The organism is Desertihabitans brevis, assembly GCF_003327535.1.
GTDB classification, from domain to species: domain Bacteria; phylum Actinomycetota; class Actinomycetes; order Propionibacteriales; family Propionibacteriaceae; genus Desertihabitans; species Desertihabitans brevis.
The window spans coordinates 251,009-274,654 of sequence record NZ_QOUI01000003.1; the positions used below are offsets into that span (position 1 = coordinate 251,009).

At 74.4% G+C, this 23,646-nt stretch carries 13 protein-coding genes and 1 tRNA gene; 1 reads left to right on the forward strand and 13 read right to left on the reverse strand.

Features of this window, described 5'->3' with window-relative positions; genetic code table 11:
* Positions 1 to 19 precede the first annotated feature (19 nt).
* The 6 genes from DT076_RS06675 to DT076_RS06700 all read right to left on the reverse strand — a co-directional run bounded on the left by DT076_RS06675 (position 20) and on the right by DT076_RS06700 (position 16,156).
* On the reverse strand, positions 20 to 1,966 hold the full coding sequence (locus DT076_RS06675; RefSeq protein ID WP_158548061.1) for a sigma-70 family RNA polymerase sigma factor: 1,947 nt from the start codon (positions 1,964 to 1,966) through the stop codon (positions 20 to 22).
* 132 nt (positions 1,967 to 2,098) lie between these two features.
* Positions 2,099 to 8,164, reverse strand: coding sequence for a DUF5979 domain-containing protein (locus DT076_RS06680; protein ID WP_147264082.1), 6,066 nt, complete (start codon positions 8,162 to 8,164; stop codon positions 2,099 to 2,101).
* Between the two features lie 184 nt (positions 8,165 to 8,348).
* Positions 8,349 to 9,818, reverse strand: coding sequence for a phytoene desaturase family protein (locus DT076_RS06685; protein ID WP_158548062.1), 1,470 nt, complete (start codon positions 9,816 to 9,818; stop codon positions 8,349 to 8,351).
* Positions 9,811 to 10,980 (reverse strand): HTTM domain-containing protein, encoded by a 1,170-nt coding sequence (locus tag DT076_RS06690; protein WP_114125877.1) that lies wholly within the window; start codon positions 10,978 to 10,980, stop codon positions 9,811 to 9,813. Before DT076_RS06690 ends, DT076_RS06685 begins: the two co-directional genes overlap by 8 nt.
* Positions 10,977 to 11,777: a DUF5819 family protein gene (locus tag DT076_RS06695; RefSeq protein WP_199539009.1), complete on the reverse strand. Its 801-nt coding sequence runs from the start codon at positions 11,775 to 11,777 to the stop codon at positions 10,977 to 10,979. The genes DT076_RS06690 and DT076_RS06695 overlap by 4 nt, the downstream gene beginning before the upstream one ends.
* Positions 11,774 to 16,156, reverse strand: coding sequence for a choice-of-anchor G family protein (locus DT076_RS06700; protein WP_114125878.1), 4,383 nt, complete (start codon positions 16,154 to 16,156; stop codon positions 11,774 to 11,776). Before DT076_RS06700 ends, DT076_RS06695 begins: the two co-directional genes overlap by 4 nt.
* Positions 16,157 to 16,450: 294 nt before the next feature.
* Here DT076_RS06700 and DT076_RS06705 point away from each other — a divergent pair, with 294 nt between their 5' ends.
* On the forward strand, positions 16,451 to 17,422 hold the full coding sequence (locus DT076_RS06705; protein WP_114125879.1) for a glycosyltransferase: 972 nt from the start codon (positions 16,451 to 16,453) through the stop codon (positions 17,420 to 17,422).
* A gap of 9 nt (positions 17,423 to 17,431) precedes the next feature.
* Here the strand turns inward: DT076_RS06705 and DT076_RS06710 are convergent, their stop codons facing one another.
* The 7 genes from DT076_RS06710 to DT076_RS06740 form a co-directional block, all read right to left on the reverse strand.
* Positions 17,432 to 18,475: an ABC transporter ATP-binding protein gene (locus tag DT076_RS06710; RefSeq protein WP_114125880.1), complete on the reverse strand. Its 1,044-nt coding sequence runs from the start codon at positions 18,473 to 18,475 to the stop codon at positions 17,432 to 17,434.
* The gene (locus DT076_RS06715) at positions 18,472 to 19,308 is read right to left on the reverse strand and encodes a carbohydrate ABC transporter permease (RefSeq protein ID WP_199539010.1); all 837 of its coding nucleotides are present in this window, start codon (positions 19,306 to 19,308) and stop codon (positions 18,472 to 18,474) included. The genes DT076_RS06710 and DT076_RS06715 overlap by 4 nt, the downstream gene beginning before the upstream one ends.
* A complete protein-coding gene (locus tag DT076_RS06720; protein ID WP_114125882.1) occupies positions 19,295 to 20,215 on the reverse strand; it encodes a carbohydrate ABC transporter permease in 921 nt (306 codons plus the stop codon). Before DT076_RS06720 ends, DT076_RS06715 begins: the two co-directional genes overlap by 14 nt.
* Positions 20,212 to 21,504, reverse strand: a complete 1,293-nt coding sequence (locus DT076_RS06725) for an ABC transporter substrate-binding protein (protein WP_114125883.1) — start codon at positions 21,502 to 21,504, stop codon at positions 20,212 to 20,214. The genes DT076_RS06720 and DT076_RS06725 overlap by 4 nt, the downstream gene beginning before the upstream one ends.
* Positions 21,505 to 21,573: 69 nt before the next feature.
* Positions 21,574 to 22,419, reverse strand: coding sequence for an MBL fold metallo-hydrolase (locus DT076_RS06730; protein WP_114125884.1), 846 nt, complete (start codon positions 22,417 to 22,419; stop codon positions 21,574 to 21,576).
* A 148-nt stretch (positions 22,420 to 22,567) separates the two neighbouring features.
* Entirely contained in the window at positions 22,568 to 23,473 is a 906-nt protein-coding gene (locus DT076_RS06735; protein WP_114125885.1) for a LysR family transcriptional regulator, read from the reverse strand.
* A gap of 71 nt (positions 23,474 to 23,544) precedes the next feature.
* Positions 23,545 to 23,618, reverse strand: a tRNA-Ile gene (locus DT076_RS06740).
* Positions 23,619 to 23,646 lie beyond the last annotated feature (28 nt).

The window sequence follows — 23,646 nt, forward strand, 5'->3', positions numbered from 1 at the left end:
GCGCCGCCGGGACGTCGGCTCAGGAGGAGAGGACGGCGGTGTTGTTCGTCGGGTCCGTGTCCTCGACCGAGGGGTCGGTCAGCCGAGCCGTGCCGCTGAGCTCGTGGGGCAGCGTCCACAGGTGCACACGGACGTCGCTCTGCTCGGTCGCCGGCAGGGTGCAGGTGACCGTCTCACCGTCGACGGTGCAACCGGCGGGGCCGGAGAAGCCGGCCAGGTTGGCGACCGACAGCTCGAGCACGCTGCCAGCACCGACGTCGTGCACCGGGATCGTCACCCACCAGCTGAGCACCCCGGAAGACACCTGCGGCGCGCCGAGGCGGGGGTCCGCCGTCGCCGTGGGGTCCGGGGTCGGCGTGGGATCCGGGGTCGGCGTCGGGTCCGGGGTCGGCGTCGGGTCCGGGGTCGGCGTCGGGTCCGTGGTCGGCGTCGGGTCCGGGGTCGGCGTCGGGTCCGGGGTCGGCGTCGGGTCCGGGGTCGGCGTCGGGTCCGGGGTCGGCGTGGGATCCGGGGTCGGCGTCGGGTCCGGGGTCGGCGTGGGATCCGGGGTCGGCGTGGGATCCGGGGACGGCACGCCCGTCGGGCCGGCGCTCGGACCGGTGGTCGGGTCGGTCGGTGCGGGCGCCACCGACGGGCCTGGTGCCGGCGCGGCCGGCCCGCCGGAGCCGGGAGCCGGCTGGTCCGGTCCGGCGGGTGGCCGCGACACGGTCGTCGGTGCCGCGGCGGGCCCGGTCGCGGGCGGGTCGTCCGGTGTCGTCGGCGAGGGCGTCGGATCGGTCGTCGAGGGTTCCGGCAGTGCCGCGGGCAGCCCGTCCGCCGCCGGGCCGGGCCCCGGCTGCTCGTCGGCCGACGGAGCACCGGGGATGTCGGTGCCGCCGGCGGGCGGGTCGGCCGGGGCCGGTGCGGACGACGGGTCGGTCGGTCCGCCCGGGGCGGTGGCAGCCGGCTCGGTCACCACCGCGGGGCCCTCCGACGCGCTCGAGGCGGGTCGCTGGGTCAGCGCCGTCGCCACCACCAGGGCCACCAGGACGACGAGGGCGGCCACGCCGGCGGAGGAGGCCGCGAGCCGGCCGACGCGGGATGCGGCCCGGGCCACGCCGGTGGCCGGCTGCGCGGTACCCGAGCCCGACGACGGCTCCGTTCCGGCCGGGGCGGCCACGGCCGGAGTGGCGGGTGCTCCGGCCAGGGCGTGCACGAGCCCACCGGCGGAGCCGAGCACGACCATCCCGAGGGCGATCCCGGCGCCCCGTCCGAGCAGGGCCAGCACCTGCACGCGCGACTCCGAGCAGTCGTCGCACTCGGCCAGGTGCTGCTCGACGCGTCGCCGCTCGTCCGTGGTCAGCTCGTCGCGCTCGTGCGCGGGCAGCAGCGGTCGGACCGCCCGGCACTCCTCCGCCACCGCGCTGTCCAGCAGCGCCTCGAGGTAGGCCGCGGCCAGCCCCTTGCGGGCGCGGTAGGCCAACGCGGAGACGGCTCCCGCGCTGGTGCCCAGCAGGCGCGCCACCGTGGCCGGCGGATCACCTTCCACGGCGGTGTGCCAGAGCACCAGCTGCCAGCGCTCGGGCAGCTCGCTGAAGGCCCGGCGCAGCACCTCCAGGTCGAGGCTCTGCTCCATCTCCTCCGGTGTGGCCGCGACGGTCGGGCTCTGCTCGACGCCGTGGTAGTCCTCCAGCCAGGTGACCCGGGCGTCCTTGCGGGCCCGCGACGTCCAGGTGTTGCGGACGGCGGTGAGGAAGTAGGGCCGGAACGCGGTGTCGGGGCCGCCGCCGTCGCGCAGCTGGGTCAGCGTCCGCGCGAAGGCCTCGGACACCAGGTCCTCGGCGTCGGACCTGCCGGCCAGCCCGGTGGCGAACCGTGAGGCGGACTCGTGGTGACGGACGTAGAGCTCGGCCGCGGCGTCCATGCCGCCGCGCCGGATCTCCTCGATCAGGGTGGCGTCGCTGATCTCGGGCAGCAGCTCAGCCACAGCAGACCGCCTCTCGGGACAACAGGACCCGGGCAGGGGGGACCGATGGCCCGGGGACGCCGCAACCATGATGGCAGAGCGGGGACCGGCGGCCAAGAGCCGCCGGTCCCCCGGTCTGCCACGTCCTCGCGGTCAGGACGACTGCCTCCGGTTCCGGCCGAGCAGCACCACGACGCTGCCGAGGGCCAGGGCCAGCACACCCAGGACGAGCACCCCGGGCCCGTCACCGCCGGTCTGGGCCAGCGGCTCCTCCGGACCCTGGGCACCGTCCCCAGCGCCCACGTCCCCGCTGCCGGTGTCGTCCCCGCCGACCTCATCGGTGCCGCCCAGCTCCGACTCCGGGGACGGGTCCTCCGGGGCGGGTGCGGGAGCGGTCGGTGTCGCCGTGGCCTCGCCCGGGCCCGGCGTCGGAGCCGGCTCAGGCGTGGGCGTCGGCTCAGGGGTCGGCGTCGGCTCAGGGGTCGGCGTCGGCTCAGGGGTCGGCGTCGGCTCAGGGGTCGGCGTCGGCTCAGGCGTGGGCGTCGGCTCAGGCGTGGGCGTCGGCTCAGGGGTCGGCGTCGGCTCAGGGGTCGGCGTCGGCTCAGGGGTCGGCGTCGGCTCAGGGGTCGGCGTCGGCTCAGGCGTCGGCGTCGGCTCAGGCGTCGGCGTCGGCGTCGGCGTCGGCTCAGGCGTCGGCGTCGGCTCAGGCGTCGGCGTCGGCGTCGGCGTTGGCTCCAGGTCGTAGGTGTTGGTCGCCGTCACGACCGGGACCGTCACCGGCTCCCGCTCGACGGTCACCGTGGTGGCCGCGAACGAGGTCGCCCCGGAGGAGGCTCGGTCGTCGGCCACGGTGCACTCGGCCCCGTGCGGGACGTCGGTCACCGTGACCACCTCACCGGCGCGGACCGTGAGCAGCCCGCGCTCGCCCAGGTCGACCGTCTCTCCGACCGAGGTGCAGACCACCTGCAGCTGGAAGGCCTCCGGCGCGGTGCCGGCGTCGGGGCCGTCCACCACCTTGGTGACCTGCAGCGGCCCGGTGGCCAGCGCCGCACCGACCCGGTTGCCCTCGGTCGGCGGCAGCTCGGTCAGCGCCCCCTGGTCGTTCGCGGTCGCGGACGAGGCCACCGTGTTCCAGGCGATCGTGTCCGCACCCGCACCGGCCGACTGGGCCGGGGTGGTGGTGACCAGGTCGACCGTGACCGTCCCGGTCGGGTCGAGCAGGTCCTCGGAGAGGTCGAACTCGAACATCAGGGCGGTGACCTCGGACGGGTCGACGTCGTCGGTCAGCAGCTGCCACTCGCCCTCGGGGCAGGTGCCCCCGCGGAGGTCGTCGAGGCAGAGGACGTCCTGGTCGGTCCAGTACACCCGGAGCTCGCTGACCGTGCCGCCCTCGGCGCCCACCAGCCGCACGTCCTCCAGCAGCGGGTGCCACTGCGAGCCACGCGGTGCCGGCACGGTCGCGGCGAAGTCGCCCAGGTCGGGCAGCCGGTCGACCGCCCGCACCGTCTGCAGCGGCAGGTTGCCGGTGTTGGTGAAGGTCATCCGCCAGGTCACCTCGGTGCCCGGGGCGCTGACCGGCACGCAGCCGCCGGAGTGGAAGCCGTCCTCGTCGGGCTCGCAGCTCCCGGTGCCACGGGTGTCGAGGACGTCGAGCTCCTGCTCGGCCCGCACCGTCTTGTCACCCCGCAGGGCGCCACCCACGAAGGGGTGGACGGTGGTGTCGTCGGTGCACTGCCCGTCGTCGGTCGGGGTGCCGTCGCACTCGTCCCAGGGACGCTCACCGCTGATGCCGGTGACGTTGGTGACCTGGGTGTTCCCGGGCAGGCCGGGACGGAAGCGCATCTGCACGCCGATGGTGTAGGTCTGCCCGACCTCCAGCACCGTCCCGGCCGGGAAGGTGAAGGTGATGAGGTCGCCGTCCTCGTCGAGCACGGCCTGCACACCGTCGGGACCGAGGTCGGTCGGCATCGCCGGGCCGTTGCCGGGCTGCGGCGCGGCCCCCTCCAGCGTGAAGTCGTAGACGGACTCCGGCGTGGCGTCGGGGTCGATCTCGAGCATCGGGCCGTCGGCGTCGGTCGGGATCCGGTCGGTGATCACCGGGTCGACGATCGGCACGTCGCCGGTGTTGGTGAAGGTCAGCTCGAAGGGGATGTCGGCCTGCGGCTGGCGTCCGCCGGCCGGGGTCTTGGTGACCTGGACGGCGTTGCGGGCGTGCCGGTAGGTGATGGTGTCCTCGGCCGTCGAGCTGGCGCTCAGCGGCCCGTCCGGACCCTGCTCGAGACCGGTCACCGTGGTGGTGATCTCGTTGCTGGCCTGGCCGGCCACGTCCTCGCCCGGGGCCGGCACGCTGCCGGCCAGGGTGGAGGGGACGGGACCGCCGGTGTGCAGCTCCAGGCGCCGCTGCACCCGCAGCGGGATCGTCTGGGTCGGCGTGGACGGGTTCTCCCAGATCCGGCCGTCGGCGCGGGCGAAGGTGAACCGCAGACCCTGCACCTGCTCGGGGGTGACCCCGGCCGGGAGCGTCGGGACGGTCCCGAAGGTGCCCTCCTGCCAGGTCGCGCCGGTCAGCTGCACGTCCTCGCCTCCCACACCGAAGGTGCCTCCGGTCAGCACGTCGACCTTGACCCGGTCGATCGGCGCGGTGAGGCGGAAGCCGTCGCCGAAGCCGGTGAAGTCGTACTGGTTGAAGAAGCTGGCGTCGGTGTCCTCGACCACCATCTGCGCGGTGCGGGTGGGGCCGGAGGGGCGACCGGTCAGGGTCAGGTTCACCGGCTCGCGGGTCGGCTCGGTCTGGGTGTCGGGCTGGAAGGTCTTGGTGGTGACCACGCCGATGCCCTGCGCCCGCAGCTCGATCTCGGCCTCGTCGGTGTCGGTGAACTCCTCGGTGGGCACGTCGTAGCCGACCAGGTCCTCACCCAGGACGGTGGCGTGGTTCTCCACCACCGTGCCGGGCTGCGGCGCTTCGCCGCTGGTGCGCCCGGTCGGGCGGAGGCGGGTGTCGAAGGTGACCTGGGCCCGTGCGCCCTCGGTGATGCGTCCGCTGTAGACCACGGTGAAGCCGGTGACGTCGGCCAGGGCGGCCGCGTCGGCAGCGAGCGCCTGGTCGCGGGTCAGGTCGGTGGTCGTGCCGTCGGCCCGCTGCAGCCGCACCACCACCGAGTCCGCGCCGATCGAGGCCGGGCCGGTGATCGTGCTGAAGTCGGTCAGGTCGAACACCTCGAACGGGTCGGTGCCTCCGGACGGCTCGGTGATCGTGAGCCGGTCGATCCGGCGCGGCGTGGTGTTGACCGCCACCAGGCTGGCCCGTCCCGAGGGGTAGGCCGCCGGGTCGGTGCCCGCGGGCGGGACGCCGAGCGGACCACCGGACCAGGTCTTGTCCACGGTCACGCTGAGGTTCACCTCGACGATGGTGATGACGTCGGAGGCGTCGTCGCTGACCACCAGCTGGCCGTCGGTGTAGCCGCTGGCACGGGCGTCGTTGCGGACCTCGCCGGCCTCGTCCTCGTTGTAGGTGCCCTCGCTCAGCACCGGCACGCCGGGAGCGGAGCGCAGCTCGTCACGGACCGCGAACACCAGGTGCACGTGCCGGTCGTGCTCGAAGGTCCGGGCGACGCCGCTGCCCACGGCCGGGTCGGTGAGGCCCTGGATGCGGTCGGCGCGGGTGGGGCTCTCGGCGTAGACCAGGCGGACGGCGATGGTGGACGCGCGCTCCCTGGAGGTCAGCTCGAGGCCGGGGAAGGTGCCGTCGCAGGCCTCCGGGCACGGATCGGCGCTGGCAGCCACCCACCGTCGGCTGCGGGAGTCGAAGAGCTCGACCCGCTCCACCCGGTCGAAGCGCAGCAGCGGGTCCTGCTCGCTGGTGATCGGGTCGATCCGGACCAGGTCGAAGGCGTCGAAGACGGTCTCGTCGACCCGGTCGAAGGAGGGCTCGGGAACGTCGCTGATGACGACCTCGTCCAGCCCGGAGCGGCCGGCGGTCGACCAGGACAGGGTCAGCCCCGCCTCGTCACCGGTGCGCTCGCCGACGGTCCTCGGCTCGTCCCAGTCCTTCTCGAGCAGGTCGCCCTCACCCGGGACCACCGGCACCAGCTCGATCGCCGGGCACGGCTGCGGCGTGCCCGCCCGGTCCGCGGTGGCGGTCGGGGCGCTGGCGTCGCTGGCGGCGCAGTTCTCCACCGTGTCGGCCTCGTTCGGCGTGTCCTGCGACAGCGTCACCATGATGTTGGGGTTCACCTGCTGGCCGGGCGGGAAGCCGGACTCGCTGGTGTAGACGAAGCGCAGCCCGCGGACCTCCAGGTCACCCGGCACCTCACGGGTGAACGTGGTCGGACCGGCGATGTCCTCCATCCCGCTGATGGCGGCCCAGCTGCCGTCGGGCCGCAGGTACTCCACGGTCACCGCCGCGTCGGCCGGGACCGGGGTCTGGATGATGCTGCGGGCGTCGAAGGTCTGCCACCACTCGTTGTCGGGGTCGCCGTCGGCCGGGTCGGAGACGACCAGGCGGGTGGCGCGCACGGTGGAGGCCGGGAAGTCGCTGATCCGGCCGCTGAGCTGGATGATCGCCGTCTCACCGGGGACCGCGGGGATCCGGCTGGGCGAGATCCGCTTGCCCACCTCGACGGCGAGCCGCTCGACGATGGTGGTGATCTGGTCGGTGGCGGTGTCGGTGCCGGTGTAGCCGCCCGGCGCGGTGGACTCGACCAGCACCTCGTTCTCATGGCCCAGCTCGTCGACCTGCTGCCCGGTGGGCGCGGTGACGTCGAACGGGACGGTGGCCTCGGCACCCTCGACGATCTCGCCGGTGAAGGTGACGGTGAAGCCGGTCACCTCGCAGCCCTCGGGCGCCTCCGGCAGGGTGTCCACCGCGTCGGTGGAGGTGCTCTGCCCACCACCGGCGGCGCACTGCCACTCCACGGTGGCCGTCTGCGCACCGCGGGGCCAGACCACCGCGTCGGTGAAGCCCTCGAAGGTGAAGCCGCGGTCGGTGAAGAAGTTCTCGTCCCCGCCGGGCTCGGTCAGCGACAGCGTGTCCAGCACGCGGGAGCTGGTGTTGGTGGCGCCCAGGGTGACGGTGGCGGTGCCACCGACCACGACCTCGCGCGGGCGGATGGTCTTGCTGGCCTCGACGGTGATGCTGCTCTCGACCACGGTGTACTCGGCCGACCCGGTGGCCGGCTCGGACTCCACGTCGCCGACCGCGACGACCGCGTCGGCCTCGTTCGGCACGACACCGGTCTGGATGTCCTCGCGCTGCTCCAGCGGCAGCTCGATGCGCGCCTCGGCGCCGACCTCGATCAGGTCCTCGTCGGTGCTGACGAAGGTGACCCGGACGCCGGTGACGTCACCGGGGTCCACGCCAGAGGGGAAGGCACCGCCGTCACCGGCGGTGACCCAGCTGCCGTCGACCCGGTACTCGACGTCGGCCCGCTCGGCCCCGGCGGGCAGCTCCATCTGCGGCGCGGCGGTGAGGGCGAGGCTGTCGAAGGGGGCTCCACCGGCCCCGGTGGGATCGGTCACGGTGAGGGTCTCCACCGCCAGGTTCGAGGCGTTGCCGGCCTCGAGGGTGAGGGTGGTGGCCTGTCCGGGCGACAGCACGCCCTCGTCCGGGCTGAAGGACTTGCTCACCTCGGCGGCCAGCTCCAGCGGCACCTCGGGCACGACCGGGAAGGAGTCGCTGACCTCGTCGGCGTTGTCGGCGGTCACGGTGGCGGTGTTGACCAGCTCCGTGCCGCTGGCCGCAGCCGGGACGTCCTCGCTCAGCCGCACCGGGATGAGGATGACGGCGGTGGAGGCGTCCTCCATGCCGACGGCGCCGGCGGGCTCGCGCAGCGGGTTGCGGAACTCGACGGTGATCGGCGACCCGTCGGTGACCACGGTCTCGCCGCCGCCGGTCACGGTCACCGCGGCGTCGGTGCGCTCCACCCACTCCGGCAGCGGGTCGGTGAGGGTGGCGTTGGTGCAGCCACCGAACTCGGTGTTGGTGCAGGTGACCTGGACCCGGTAGACGAAGGTGTCGCCCGGCTGGAGGGTGGCGCCCTCCTCCAGCCCGTCCGCGCTCTTCTCCAGCGTCAGGTAGCCCTGGTTCTCCTCCGCCTGCGCCGGCGTGGCGATCGTGCCGCCGAGAGCGACCAGGGTGGCCAGCAGCACGAGCAGCACCCGCCGTAGCACCCCGGCCCCGGAGTGCTGGGTGGACGGACCTGGGCGCGGTGACGGTGGCATGGACGTGCTCCCCCTGTTGATCAGATGCGGTGCGGAACCTGGCCGACGACGGGTCCCCCGAACTCGTCGTCGACCTGTTCCGGGGAAGGGACGCGCAGGTGACGGATCCATGACGCTGCCGGCGTGTGACGCTGCTCACGCCAGCAGGACCGCAGACGAGCGGTCGGCACGGACGGTGCCGGGACTAGGTCGAGGGAGCCTCGACCACGGCGTCGCGACGCCCGTAGGTGTGGCGCAGCAGCGTGCGGGCGGCGTGGTAGCCGTTCATCCCGTGCACCCCGGGGCCGGGAGCGGCGGCGGCCGAGCCGAGGTAGAGGTCGCTGCGGCCCACCCGCCACGGGTTGAGGGCAGGGACGGGTCGCAGCAGGGCCTGCTGGCTGGTGAGGGCGCCGCTGTAGATGTCGCCGCCGTCGTAGGCCGGGTTCTCCCGCTCCATCGCCGGCGCCGAGCGGGCGGTGCTGGCCACCACGGTGTCGGTGAACCCCGGGGCCCAGCGCTCGATCTCGGCCAGCACCAGTGCGGTCGGGTCACCGGCCCAGCCGCTGGGCAGGTGCGCGTAGGCCCACAGGACGTGGTGCCCGGATGCGCTGCGGCTCGGGTCGTGGTCGGTGGGGGCCGAGACCAGCACCACCGGGTGCTCGGGGACGCGGCCGCGGGCGACGTCCCGCTCGGCCCGGGCGAGGTCGGCGGCGCTGCCGCCGAGGTGGATGGTCGAGGCCCGGCGGAGCCCCGGATCGCGCCACGGGACGGGCTCGGAGACGATGAGGTCCACCTTGCCGACCGCCGCGCCCCGGCGGACCCGGCGCGCCAGCGCGCGGTACGGCCCCGGCACGGCGGTGCCGCCGATCCGCAGCAGCTCGGGCACCGAGGTGGCGAACAGCACGGCGTCGCGGGGTGGCAGCTGGTCCAGGGAGGTGATCCGCGCGCCACAGGTGATCTCCACCCCGACCGAGCGCGCCTCCTCGACCAGCACGTCGACCACCCGCTGGGAGCCGCCGACGACCACCGGCCAGCCGAAGCCGTGCGCCTGGGTGGCCAGCGCCAGCCCGGTGAGCGGTGCGCTCAGGGCGTCCAGCCGGTGGTGCACGTGCGCGGCGACCCCGGAGAAGAGGTCGGCGGCCCCACCGGTGAGCGCCCGCAGCGCCGGCAGCGGTGACCACTGGCGCAGCGCCGGCAGGCCGTAGCGCAGCGCCAGCCCGGGCCGGGTGGCCGCGGCCAGCGGGTTGCCGCCCACCAGCCGGGCGACGTCCTCGGCCCGGTCGACCAGGGGCCCGAAGACCCGCTGCCAGCCCCGGCCGTCCCGACCGAGGCCCTCGACGGTGGCCGCCAGGTCGGTGCAGGCGTAGACGCTGCGGTCCCCGGCGACCGGCTGGGCGTAGGCGACCTCGGGGACGACCAGGTCGAGCCGGTCGGAGAGGCCCAGCGAGCGCAGGAACGGCGAGGACAGCACCCCGGGCAGCACCGCGGCGCAGACGTCGTGCCAGGTGCCGGGCTCGAGCAGCTCACGGCTTCGCGACCCGCCGCCGGGGGTCTCGGCGGACTCCCACAACCGCACCCGGACGCCCGCCCGGCCGAGCACGATCGCGGCGGCGAGCCCGTTGGGCCCGGCGCCGACGACGTCGACGACCCCGCGCCCGGCGCGGCTGCTAGACACGGGAGGCGGAGCGGCCGACCGCCGGCTCCCGCTCGCCCGGACGCTCCCCGACCGGCTCCGTCGACGGCTCCGTCGGGGCGTCCGGGGACGGCTCGGGCGGGGTCGCCGCGGCCTCACGCCAGGACCGTCGCAGGTGGTCGCGCAGCGACAGCCAGGTGACGTCGCGGATGAAGATCGAGTCGATCGCGATCATCGTCAGCGAGAACCAGGGCAACCCCATCAGCACGGCGATCCCGACGTGGAAGGCGGTGATCCCGAACAGCCCGATGATGCGGGTGAAGCGGGCGAGCAGCAGGAGGGGGAAGCACATCTGCAGGATGATCGAGGACCACGACATGATCGTCACGGCCGGCGTCCAGGCCGTCAACAGGTCGCTCAGCTCGGGCCAGGTGCCGAAGCGGTCGGTCTGCAGCGGGTTGTAGATGGCGTAGCCCTGCTGCCACGGCGTCCCGCCGGCCTTGAACAGCGCGCCCGAGGCGTAGACGAAGCAGACGTGGCAGGTGATGGCGACCAGCACCAGGTTGTGGGTGGTGCTCGTCAGCCACGACGGCAGCAGCGGCTCCCCGGCCCACTTGCGGGCCAACCACCCGCGGGACGGGTCCACCGGCCGGGCGCGGCGGCGGGCGTCCACCGACCAGCGCATCGCCGGGTCGGCGAACAGCAGGTACAGCAGCACCATCCGGTACATGTTGTCGCCCTGGTCGCCGAGGGAGTCGTTCATCTCGATGAAGCTCACCCAGCCGACGAAGAAGACCGGCAGCACGATCCGGGTGCGCCAGCCCACGGTGAAGGCGACCGCGAGCACCCCGAGCAGGAGGTAGGCCACGGTGAACGCCACGTCGTGGAGCGCGATCCGGTGGAAGAGGCTGAACAGCCAGATCTCGGGGAAGTCGCTGATCGGGTCGGCGGCCTCGCCGTTCCAGGCCGAGCCGCTGCCGAAGGCGTACAGCCGGGTGCCGAAGTTGGACGCCAGCAGGCCGACCGCGGTCAGCCCGAGCCCGATCCGGGCGACGGCCAGCCCGTAGCGGGCGTGCTTGCCCTCGGTCAACCACCGCTCGCTGAAGGTGACCACGCCGCCGACGATGCGGGCGACGAGCTCGACGAGGTCCTGCACCAGCCGGCCGGCGAACCGTCCGACCCGGCGCCCGGGTGAGCTGCTCACTGCCCGGACTCCTCGAGCGCCTCGACGAACACCTCGCGGAAGTTCTCCCGGGACTGGCCGGGCTCCTCGACCGGCCCGCGGAACCCGACCGGCACCGGCTGCGGGGCGGGACGCTCGGGGTTCGCGTCGTGGCGACGGGCGAAGGGCACCACGTTCTGCCGGCTGACCAGGAACTGCACGGCGACGACCTCGTCCCCGAAGGCGGCGTGGGCGACCTGCGTGGAGTAGGCGGTGATGACCCGCTCCACCTCGAGGTAGTCCTCGACGTCGGCCGCGTCACCCAGGTCGAGCAGCGCGGTCTCCAGCCGCGGCTGCCAGTCGTCCTTGTACCAGCCGAGCTCGACCACCTCGCGGTGCGCTGGCGTCAGCTCCTGCCAGGTGCCGCGGTAGCGGGAGGCCAGCTCGGTCGACTGGATGCCCGCCCGCGGCGGCACCAGGTTGTGCTGGATCATGCTGATCTCGGCCGCGGTGGCGTCCACCCACTCGGTGGTGACCTCCGCACCGTCCCGGACGACCGTGGCCCGCACCTGCAGCCGGTAGTCGCCGTTGATCGGCTCAGGGGCGAAGACGCTCCAGCTCTGGCCGAACATGGGGATCATGTAGCCCTGCAGGACGCCGTCGGGGTAGAGCTGGCGCAGCCCGGAGGCGGGCGCGATCCACAGGAACTGGCTGAACACGTGGAACGCGGTGAAGGCCACCGCGAGGGCGACCACCAGCCGGACCCACCACGGACGGCGACCGCCGCCAGGCTCTGCAGCCTGGACGGCGGTCGCGTCGGTGTCGTGCGGTGCGCTCACGGACGTCCGCTGCCCCGCAGCCGTCGGCCGACCAGGACGGCGGCGCCCGCGGTCACCAGCAGGCCACCGAGGACCAGCACCCAGACCGGGAACCCGGCGCCGGTGTCGGGCAGGCTGTCCTCGCCGTCGCCCACACCGGGCCCACCGTCGGCGTCGTCGTCCGCGCTGGCCGCAGCCTGGGCGCCGTCCGAGCCGCCCTGGGTATCGGCGGTCGCGGCGGCCTGGGCGCCGTCCGAGCCACCCTGGTCGTCCGCGGTCGCCGACGAATCGTCCCCAGCACCGTCGACGACGACGAACGCGGTGTCGTTGTTCTCCTCGGGGACCTGACCGGAGACCTCGCCGACCATGTCGACCTGGTGGTCGCCGAGCTCGAAATCGGGGTCGATCTCGAAGGTGAAGACCACGTCGCCGTTCTCGTCGGCCGTGCCGGTCAGGTCGAACGGGGTCGAGTTCACCGTGGCGGTGACCCGCTCGCCGGCGGTGAAGCCGCTGCCGTAAGCCTCCTGGACCACGCCGGTGCCGCGGGTGATCTGGCGGTAGCGGACCGTCGCCCGCAGCTCGGTCTCCTCACCGTCCTCGTCGCCCTCGGCGTTGGAGCTGGCGGTGGCCGAGGCCTGCGCCGACGAGGTCCCGTTCGCGGCGACGGCGGCCGAGGCCTCAGCGGCGGCGTTGTTGTCGTCGTCCGCGGACCCGACCGCGGTGGAGTCGGCGTTCACGGTGGCGTCGGCCTCAGACGTCGACTGGGCCGCCGCGACCGCAGCCGCGTTCGGATCGGCCTCGACATCGGCCGAGGCGTCGCTGGAGGCGTCGTCGGTCGCCGCCGCCTCAGCCGCCGCGGTGGCGTCGGAGTCGGACGCCGCACTCGCCGTCGTGGTGGCATCGGCCAGCGCCGCCGACTCCGCCGCCGCCTGGGCCGCCGGGTCGTTGTCGGCATCGGCGTCGGCCGACGCGCTCGCCGAGGCGCTCGCGTTCAGGTCGGCGTTCGCCTCGTCGTCGTTGCTGCCATCGGCGTCGTTGGAGGCGCTGGCGTCGGCCGAGGCCGCGGAGGACGAGTCGGACTCCGCCGTGGCCGCGGCAGCCGCCTCCGCCGCCGAGTCGTTGTCGTCGTCGGCGGTGGCCGCCGCGCTCGCCGTGGCGTCGGCGTTCAGCGACGCGTCGGCCTCAGACGTCGACTGGGCCGCCGCGACCGCAGCCGCGTTCGGATCGGCCTCGACATCGGCCGAGGCGTCGCTGGAGGCGTCGTCGGTCGCCGCCGCCGAAGCAGCGGCGGTGGCGTCGACATCGGCCTCGGCGCTCGCCGTGGTGGTGGCATCGGCCAGCGCCGCCGCCTCCGCCGCCGCCTGGGCCGCCGGGTCGTTGTCGGCATCGGCGTCGGCCGACGCGCTCGCCGAAGCGCTCGCGTTCACATCGGCATCGGCGTCGACCGTCGCATCCGGGTCGGCTGCCGCATCGGGATCAGCGGCCGCATCGGGATCGGCTGCCGCGTCCGGGTCGGCGTCAGCCGCACCCTCGACGCTCGCATCGGCCGAGGCGTCATCGCTGGAGGAGGCATCCGCCGCGACCGCAGCAGCGGCCTCGGCCGCCGAGGCGTTGTCGGCGTCCGCATCGGCCGAGCTGGCGCTGGTCGCGTCGGCGTTCGCGATCGCCTCGGCGTCGCTGGTCGAGGTCGCCGCCGCCGTGGCCGCCGCGTTCGGGTCGGCCTCCACGTCGGCGGAGGCGTCGCTGGAGGCGTCGTCGGTCGCCGCCGCCTCAGCCGCTGCGGTGGCGTCGGAGTCGGAGGCCGCACTCGCCGTGGTGGTGGCGTCGGCGAGCGCCGCGGCCTCCGCCGCCGCCTGGGCGGCCGGGTCGTTGTCGGCGTCGGCCTCGGCGGATGCCGCGGCCGAGGCGCTGGCGTTGAGGTCACCGTCGACATCGGCGTCGGACGTCGAGTCGGCGTCGTCGGACGCGCTGGCGGCAGCCGAGGCGTCCGCCGAGGAGGTGGCGTCGGCGGCGACCGAGGCCGCGGCCTGGGCAGCAGCGTCGTTGTCGGCGTCCGCCGTGGCCGTCGCCGCCGCGTTCGTGTCGGCGTTGGCCGTGGCGTCGGCCTCCGACGTCGACTCAGCCGCCGCGACCGCAGCCGCGTTCGGGTCGGCGTCCACGTCGGCCGAGGCGTCGCTGGAGGCCTCCTCGTCCGCTGCCGCAGCAGCCGCCGCGGTGGCGTCCACATCGGCCTCGGCGCTGGCCGTGGTGGTGGCGTCGGCCAGGGCCGCCGCCTCCGCCGCCGCCTCGGCAGCCGGGTCGTTGTCGGCATCGGCCTCGGCCGAGGCACTGGCCGACGCGCTGGCGTTGACGTCGATGTCGCCCTCGACGCTGGCGTCGGCCGAGGCGTCGTCGGAGGAGGTCGCGTCGGCGGCGACCTCGGAGGCCGCTTCGGCCGCCGAGGCGTTGTCGGCGTCCGCAGCGGCGGAGGCCGCGACGGAGGCGTCGGCAGCCGCCACCGAGTCGGCGTCGGCGGTGGAGGTCGCCGCGGCCTCGGAGGAGGCGCTGGAGGCCGCGTCCGGGTCGGCGTCGACGTCGGCCGAGCTGTCGGCGGAGGCGTCCGTCGAGCCGGTGGTGTCGGTGTCAGCGGTCGACGCGGCCTGGGCGGCGGCCTCGGCAGCCGCCGTGGCATCGGCGTCCGCCGCGGCGGTGGCCGCTGCGGCGGCGTCGGTGTTGTCGTCGGCGTCCGGGTCGGCAGCCGCCTGGGCCGCGGCCTCGGAGGCGGCGTTCGCGTCGCTGTCCGCGGCGGCGCTGGCGGCAGCCGAGGCGGAGGCGTTGGCGTCGGCGTCGCCCGCCGGGGCGGCCAGCTTGACGGTGGCCGACGCGAGGTCGATGTCGACCAGCGGGTCGCCGGGGAGCAGCGCGATGCTCAGCGCGGACTGGGTGAAGGAGTCCGCGTCCTCAGCGCGCGGGTCGACGAAGTCGCCCGGCGTCTCCTGCACGTTCACCGTGATGGCGAGCAGGCTGGTCGCCACGCCGTCGATCACGGGGTCGAGCGCATCGGCGAGGGTGTTCACGACGGGGGTGACGGCCGTCTCGGCCAGCCCGGCGTCGGTCACCGCTTCGAGCAGAGGGCTGGTCAGGTCGTCGAGGATCCCCGTCAGCAGCGGCGCGAGCGCGTTGGTCAGCGCGCTGAGGTTCAAGCCGGCGAGCTCCAGCTCGACGCCGGTCGTCGGCTCCTCGGCGCCTTCGGCCCCGGTGAATCCTCCGAGCGTGCCGTCCAGGGTGATCGCGAGGTCGGCGACCGGCAGCCCGGCGAGGGTGACGTCCCCGGTGATGGCGATGGTGAGGTCGGCGCTGTTCAGGGCGTCGTTCACCGTGTCGACCACCAGGGCCGGGACCGTGTCGAGGACGGCCGCGATCTGGGTGTTGATGGCCTCGATCGTCTCGCCGTCGAGCAGCTCGGTGTTCGGAGGGAGGTCGTCCAGCGTCCCGCTGGTCACCATGGCGCCGAGATCCACCACGATCTCGCCGGTGCTCAGGTTGATGGTGACGCCTTCCTCCTCCTCGCCGATCGGCTGGGCGAGCACGTTGGCGAGCGCGGTCTGCAGGTCGAGGTCGAGCGTCGCCGTGACGTCCAGCTCCTCCACCTCGCCCAGCGGCGGGACGATCGGCAGCGGCTGCAGTGCGGCGTTCACGGTGTTCCGGATCGCTGCCAGCGACGGTGCGACGGCGTCGTCGATCACCCCGCCCTCGGCGGTGATGGCGTTGATGTCGGTGGAGACGTCTCCCACCAACCCGTTCAGGCTGGTGACCGTCGCCTCCGTCGCCGGGCTGGTGAGGGTGAGCGTGCCGTCGCTGATCTGGTAGTCGCCGACGTAGTTGCCCTCGTCGTCCACCGTGGCCAGGCCGGAGACGGCGCCCAGCTCCAGGCTCGCCTCCTCGAGCAGGGTGCTCAGGCCGGCCTCGTCGAGCAGCGGGGTGAGGTTCACGCTGGCCTGCTGGGCCGGGTCGTCCGCGGCGGCGATGTCGATGGCGCCGGACTCGGTGACCGCACCGGAGGAGGCGAAGGGATCGCCGCCGGTCTCACTGCGGCCGTACTGCTCGAGGGCGCCGAGCTCGATCAGGCCCTCGGTGCCGAACAGGGGTACGCCGACCTCGGCGTCGACCAGACCGCTGAGGACGCTGGCGTCGATGTTCTCGAAGCCGGCGCCCGGGGTGGTCGGGTCGGCGAAGTACGCGCCGTCCAGGTCGGCGATGGTGTTGAGGTCCAGGGCCCCGGCGTCACCGGTGAGGAGCCTTCCCTCGGCCTCGGCACGGTCCACCTCGGCTGCCTGGCTGGTTGTCGGCATCAGGGCGATGGTGGAGACCACCGCCGCGACGGCAGCGAGGGCGAGCGGGACGCGAGGGCGCAGACCCATGGGGAATCCTCCGAGCGTGAGCAAAGCGTGCTGGGGCCGGCGACATGGCCCGTTCTGCTGGTTCCCCCGAATCAGCGAGCGCTGGTGGCTCGAGGCAAGTAGACCCGCAAGGCACCGTGCTGCGCAACTCCCCGAGCAGGAGTCGGACGAGGACCTCCGGCTGAGGCAGGGGCAGGACGACCCCGGTGCGGTGCGGGATGAGGTCACGCGCAATGGGTAGGACGGCCTCATGCGGATCATTGTCGGCGTCGTCCCGCCCGCCGGCGTCCGCGGGACGGCCGCGGAGGCGGGCGGGTGAGGATCCTCCACTGGCACGTGCACGGGTCCTGGTCGACGTCGTTCGTGGCCGGTGCGCACGACTACGTGGTGCCCCTGCTGCCCGACCGCAGCGCCGACGGCGGCGGGCGGGCGCGGTCCTGGGACTGGCCGGCGTCGGCTCGCGAGGTGCCGGCCGACCGGCTGCGGGACGAGCCGTTGGATGTCGTCGTGCTGCAGCGGCCGCACGAGCTGGAGCTGGTCGAGCGCTGGACGGGCCGGCGTCCGGGACGCGACCTGCCGGCGGTCTACCTCGAGCACAACGCCCCGACCGAGCACGCCGTCCGCAGCCGGCATCCGGTGGCCGACCGCGACGACATCCCGGTCGTGCACGTCACCTGGTTCAACCAGATGGCCTGGGACTGCGGCCGGGCGCCCACCCGGGTGGTCGAGCACGGGATCATCGACCCCGGCCACCGCTACACCGGCGAGCGGGCGTCGCTGGCCGCCGTGGTCAACGAACCGGTCCGCCGCTGGCGCGTGGCCGGCACCGACCTGCTGCTGCGGATCGCGGGCGAGCTCGACGTCGACGTCCACGGCATCGACTCCCACCTGCTGCCGGCCGCCGCGGCCGAGCACGGGGTCGACCTGCCAGCCGCACGGGTGCACAACCTCTCCCAGCAGGAGCTGCACGACCGGATCGCCACCCACCGGGCCTACCTGCACCCCTACCGCTGGACGAGCCTGGGCCTCGCGCTCCTGGAGGCGATGATGCTCGGCATGCCGGTGCTCGCGCTGGCCACCACCGAGCACCCGCGGGCGGTCCCGCCGGCCGCCGGGACGCTCAGCAACGACGTCGACGCGCTGGTCGCGACCGCGCGGCGCTGGATGGACGACCCGGACGAGGCGCGGGCGGCGGGTCTGGCGGCCCGGGAGCACACGCTGGCCCACTACGGGCTGGAGCGGTTCCTCGCCGACTGGGACCGGGTGCTGGAGGGCGTCACCGGCTGAGCCACCCGATCAGCCGGTGCGGCGGCCGTCCCGGTCGAAGTGGTGGAGCCGCTGCGGGGCGACGGCGCAGCGGACCGGTTCACCGGCCTGCAGCCAGCGGGTGCCGCTCTGCTGGCGGAGGGTGAAGGAGGTGGTGCCGTCGTGGCAGACCACGTCCTGGGCCGAGCCCGTGAACTCGCAGAGCTCGGCCGTGCCCTCGACGAGCAGGTGACCGGCCGGGGCCTCCTCGCCGGGCGCCAGCAGCCGTCCGTCCTCGGCGCGCCAGCCGAGCACGCCGTCGCCGGGCCCGGGCCGCAGGTTCATCGGCGGCGACCCGACGAAGGTGGCGACGAACCGGTCGACCGGCGCGGCGTAGACCTCCTGCGGCCGGGCCGCCTGCACCACCCGGCCGTCCTTCATCACCACCAGGTGGTCCGACATGGTCATCGCCTCGTGCTGGTCGTGGGTGACCATCACCACCGTCGCGCCGATCTCGCGGTGCAGCCGCTGCAGCCCGGCCCGCGCCGAGGCGCGCAGCTGGGCGTCGAGGGCGGCCAGCGGCTCGTCGAGCAGCAGCACCGGCGGCCGCCGGACGACCGCGCGGGCGAGCGCGACCCGCTGCCGCTGGCCACCGCTGAGCTGGTCGGGACGGCGGTGGAGCAGCTCGCCCAGCTCCAGCAGCTCGGCCACCTCCCTCGTCCGGCGGGCGATCGTGGCGCGGTCGGGTCCGGCGCCGCGACGGCGGCGGGCCTGCAGCCGCAGCCCGAAGGAGATGTTGGCGGCGACGTCCATGTGCGGGTACAGCGCGTAGTCCTGGAAGACCATCGCCACCCCGCGCTCGCCGGCCGGCACCCGGGTCAGGTCGCGGCCGTCGGCGAGCAGGGCACCGGAGGTCGCCGGCTCCAGCCCCGACAGCAGCCGGAGCAGGGTGGTCTTCCCGCACCCGGACGGGCCGACCACCGCGGTGAACGAGCCGGGCGGGACGTCGAGGTCGACCCGGTCGAGGGCTGTCGTGGTGCCGTAGCGCTTGGTCAGCTCCTGCATCTGCAGACGGCTGGCGGGTGCGGTGCTCATCGTGCTCCCCTCTGCATGAACGCCTCGGTGATCTGCCGGGACGCGACGAGGTAGACCAGCAGGATCGGGAGGCTGGTCAGCGTCGCCGCGGCCAGCAGCCCGCCGTAGTCGTTGCCCTCGGCGGTGGTGAACTGGCTCAGCCCGATCTGCACGGTGGTGTCGGCCGCGCGCGGGGCGATGAGCAGCGGCCAGAGGTAGTCGTTCCAGGTGGTGATGAAGACGAGGACGGCCACCGCCGCGATCGCCGGGCGCAGCGCCGGCAGCACCACGTGCCACAGCACCTCCCGCGGCAGCGCACCGTCCAGCCGGGCCGCCTCGGCCGCCGAGACCGGGAGGGCGCGGACGTGCTGCACGAGCACCAGCACGGCCAGCGCCGACGACCCCAGCTGGGGCACGATCAGGCCCGCCTCGCTGTTGAGCCACCCGAGCCGGGTCGCCATCAGGTACTGCGGGACGATCAGCGCCTGCGGCGGGATGGCCAGCGAGACCGTCATCAGCGCCAGCACCGGACGCCGGCCGCGGGGAGCCAGGTGGACCAGGGCGTAGGCGGCGAGGCAGCCGATGACCACCTGCCCGAGCGCCACGCCGGCCGCCATCACGAAGGTGTTGCCCACCAGCGTGGCGACCGGCCAGCGCTGCAGCACCCGGGCGTAGTGCTCCAGGGTGGGGGCCACCGGCTCGAGCCCGAAGACCGCCGACGCCGGACGCAGGGAGGTCAGCACCGCCCACGCGACGGCGAAGAGCAGCACCACCACGGTGGCCGAGAGCACGAGGTGCCACAGCAGCACGCGCCAGGTGAGCTGGCTGCGCACACCCGGGTCAGCGCTCGCCACGTCGACCCCGCACCAGCCCGGCGACCAGCGCGGCCGCGGTGAAGAACACGAGCACCAGCACCGAGGCCGTCGAGGCCATCCCCGTCTCGAAGTAGACGAAGCCGAGCGTGTGGATGCGGTGGTAGACGTTGTCGGTGGCGCCGTCAGGACCGCCCTGGGTGAGCACCGACACGTTGGTGAAGGTCCACTGGCCGGCCAGCACGAGGCTGAGCAGCCCGAGCAGCACCACCGTGGCGCGCAGCTGGGGCAGCACGACGAAGCGCACCACCTCCACGTCGGTGGCTCCCTCCAGCCGGGCCGCCTCCACCGGACGCCGGTCCAGGCCGGACAGTGCGGCGCAGAAGAGCAGCAGGTTGAACGCGACCACCCGCGCCGAGGTGACGACGACCACCACCGGCAGCGCCCACGCCGGGTCGCCCAGCCAGTTGACGCGGGGCAGCCCGAACCAGCCCGTCACCTCGTTGGCCAGCCCGTTGAGCGGGTTGAGCAGGAACTGCCAGGCCACCGCCACCGCGACCGGGGCCACCATCGCCGGGACGAAGAGCAGGGAGCGGTAGACGGTGCTCGCCCGCCCGGGCCGCAGCCAGAGCAGCACCGCCAGCAGCAGCGGCACCACCGTGGCCGCCGGCAGCAGCGCCACGGCGTAGACCAGGGTCTGCAGCGCCGCCTGCCCGAACTCGGGCTCGGCGAGCAGACGGCGCAGGTTGTCGAGCCCGACCAGCTCGGCGGTGGGGCTGGTGAGGTCCCAGTCGACCACGCTCAGCACGAGCGTCCCGAGCACAGGCAGGTAGACCCACACGCCGACCAGGACGAGCAGCGGCAGCAGGTAGGGCCAGGCTCCGGGGCGCCACCGGCGACGCCGCACGGCGGCCGGTGCGGCGACCGTCCCGGCGACCCCGGCCGTCACGGCGTCCCGACCAGCTCGCGGATCCGGTCGGAGGTCGCCGTGAGCGTGCTCTGCGGGTCGGCGCCGCGGAGCACGATCGGCGCGACCGCCTCGTCCTGCAGCAGCTGGGTGGCCTGGTTGGCCCGCGACCCGGCGAAGGAGCGGTAGGGCTGCATCCGGTCGAGCTGCTCGATGGTCGGCACCAGCAGCGGATTCTCCTCCAGCCACGGGCCGAGCTCGGCCACCACGCTGCTGCGCAGGGGCAGGTAGCCGATCTCGGTCGCGATCATCCGGTAGCCCTCCTCGCCGGTGAGGAAGCGCACGAGCTCCCACGACGCCTGCTGCTCGGCCTCGGTCCCGCTCAGGACGACGAGCGAGGCGCCGGAGTGGGTGGGAGCCGGTGGCGCGTCCCCGAAGGCGGGGAACCCGGTGGTGCGCAGCTCGAAGCTGCCCTGGGCGGCCTGCTGGACGGTGCCGAGCACGGCGGTGCTGATCACCAGCATCCCGAGGTCGCCGGTGGAGAACGCGGCCAGCGCGTCCTCGACCGAGACCGCGGGCTGGAGGCCGTCGGCGGTCAGCGCCGCGACCTGGCGCAGCCCCTCCACCGAGGCGGGGGAGTCGGCGGTGACGGTGCCGTCCCCGGCGAGCACGCCGCCGCCGGCGCTGTTCATCACCGACTGGGTGAGGTAGTCCGACTTCGCGGTGTCGGCCACCCCGAAGTAGACCCCCTCCGCGCCGGTGGCGGTGACGGCCTCCGCGGCCTGCCGGATCTCGGCCATCGTCTGCGGCGGCGCATCGGGATCCAGCCCGGCCCGCTCGAAGAGGTCGGCGTTGTAGAGCACCGTCGGGATCGAGATCGTGTACGGGAGGGCGTAGGTGTGCCCGTCGCGGGTGCCGGTCTGGACGGGTCCGGGCAGGATGCCGGCGACGTGCGGCTCCCAGTCGGCTCCGGCGAGCTCGTCCAGCGGCTGCACCGGCAGCGTCTCCAGACCCTCGGTCAGCTTGCTGTAGCCCAGCTGGACGACGTCCGGCGGCTCCCCGGCGGCGGTGGCGGCCCGGGCGGAGGTGAGGACGTCGGCGACCGGGACGGCCTGCGGCTCGACGGTGATCTCGGGGTGCAGCTCGGCGAAGCGGTCCAGCAGCGCCTGGGTGCCGGTGCCGGCCGCGCCCTGGGTGCCGTAGTTGTAGGAGCTGAAGGTGATGGTGACCGAGCCGGGGGCGCTGCCCGCCTCCTCGGTCGAGCAGGCGGCCGCGGAGAGCAGCAGCAGGCCGGCGGCCAGCGGGGTCAGGGCGCGGGTGACGGGTCTCATGGTGTGCCTCTCGGTCGGTCGGCGGTGCGTCGTGGTCGGGACGGGCGGGAGGAGGAGGGTGGCCTCCGGTCAGGGCGGGGTGGGTCCGGTGGCCGCGGCCAGCGCACCGATGGGGACGACCTCGCCGACGTGGGCGACCCCGACGGGGCCGTCGAAGACCTCCGCCGCCCGCGCGCGGTGCCACTCGTGCTGGTCGGGGTCGGGGCTGGCGAAGTGGGTGAGGGTGAGCCGGCCGACGCCGGCCTCCTGGGCCGCCTGGCCGGCCTCGGTGGAGGTGAGGTGGCCGTGACCGCTGCGGTCGGTGCTGCGCAGCGTGCTCTCGCAGAGCAGCAGGTCGGCGTCGGCGGCGAGGTCGGCGAGGGCCGGGGTGACGCCCGTGTCGCCGCTGTAGACGAGGCTGGTGCCGTCGGGGGCCTCGAGGCGGGTGCCGCAGTTGGGCGCCACGTGCTCCAGCAGCCGCCAGTGCAGCCGCAGCCCGCCGACCGCGAAGGTGTCACCCGGCTGGTACTCCACCACCTCGAACCCGAGCTCGAAGGCGCGGTCGAGCACCGGGTTGCTGGTGACGGGGAAGAGCGCGGCCCACTCCCGCAGCGTCGCCGTGGCCCCGCTCGGCACCAGCAGCGGCACCGGCGGCACCTCGGCCAGCTCGGTCCGTCCCGAGGTCGGGTCGAGGTGCAGGCGCTGGTTGAGCACCATCTTGCCGATCGGCAGCAGGTCGAGCAGGTGGTCGGTGTGCAGGTGGCTGACCACCACGGCGTCGGGACGCGTCCCGGCCAGGGCGGCGCTGAGGCCGACCGCGGTGCCGGGCCCGGCGTCCAGCATCACGGTGGTGCCGCCGGAGCTGACCAGGTAGCCGGAGCTGGCCTGGCCGCCGGCCGGCATGCCGGCCATCCGGCCCAGAGGGAGGAGCTGCATCGTCTGCCTTCGTCAGGTGGCCCGCTGCCGGGCCCTCCCTCCCATCGTCCGGAGTGTCCGGTCGGGCCAACAAGGTCGACCTGGCGAAGGGACGATCGGCCCAGCCGATCGATCGGGAGGGGCGCTCGACGACCCGCCGGTCGCGCGCTCAGGCGGCGTCCACGCCGCCCGGGTGCCCGGCCAGCGCCACCAGCTGGTCGAGCACCAGCCGGACCGGTGGCGGAGCGGGCCGGGCGACGAGGGCGTGCAGCTGCAGCGTCGGCTCGGGCGGGCCGAGGCGGAGCACCGCCATCCCGCTGGCCCGGTTCTGCTCCCCGCGCGGGACGGAGCAGAAGCCGATCGCGTCGGTGATCTCCAGCTCGAGCAGGTAGCTGGCCAGGTCGGTGCTGGCGTCGGACGGCACCAGCCGGACGCCGGCCGCGGCCGCGGTGCGGAGCACGACCTGGTCGATGTGGGACCCGCTGCCGCGGACGCCGGTGAGGTAGCGGTGGCGACCCAGCTCCGGGTAGCCGACGAGGTCGCGGTCGGCCAGCGGGTGCCCGTGCCGGACGGTGCCGACCACGGGCACGTCCCGCAGGTGGACCGAGTCCACCCGCGACGAGTCCACGGGTCCGTAGCCCAGACCGAGGTCGAGGTCGCCCCGTTCGAGCGCCCGGAGCTGGTCGTCGGTGCCCATCTCGCGGAGCAGGGTGCTGAGGTCGGGCAGCCGGTCACGCAGCCGCTCGAGGAGGGGGAGCAGCAGCAGCCGACCGGCAGGGTAGTTGGTGCCGATCCGGACGGTCCCCCGCCGACCGCTCGCCGCCTGGCGGGCCAGCTGGACGGCCTGCTCGAGCCGGCCGAGCACCTGCTCGACCTCCTCGAGGAAGACCTCCCCGGCGGCGGTCAGCTCCACCCGGCGGGACGTGCGGTGCACCAGCTGGGCGCCCACGTCGGCCTCCAGGCGCTGCAGCTGCTGGCTGACCGAGGACTGCCCGAGGTACAGCCGCTGGGCGGCCCGCCCGAAGTGCCGCTCCTCGGCCAGCACGCGGAACACCTCGAGGTGGCGCAACTCCATGGGCCGATGGCAGCACCCAGGGGTGAACACCGGGCGAACGGGCGACCTCGTCCACGCGGACGGATCCGGGGTGGGCCTAACTGGACTTGAACCAGTGACCTCTGCCTTATCAGGGCAGCGCTCTAACCGTCTGAGCTATAGGCCCGGGAGGTGCGTCAGCACCGAGGGGAGAT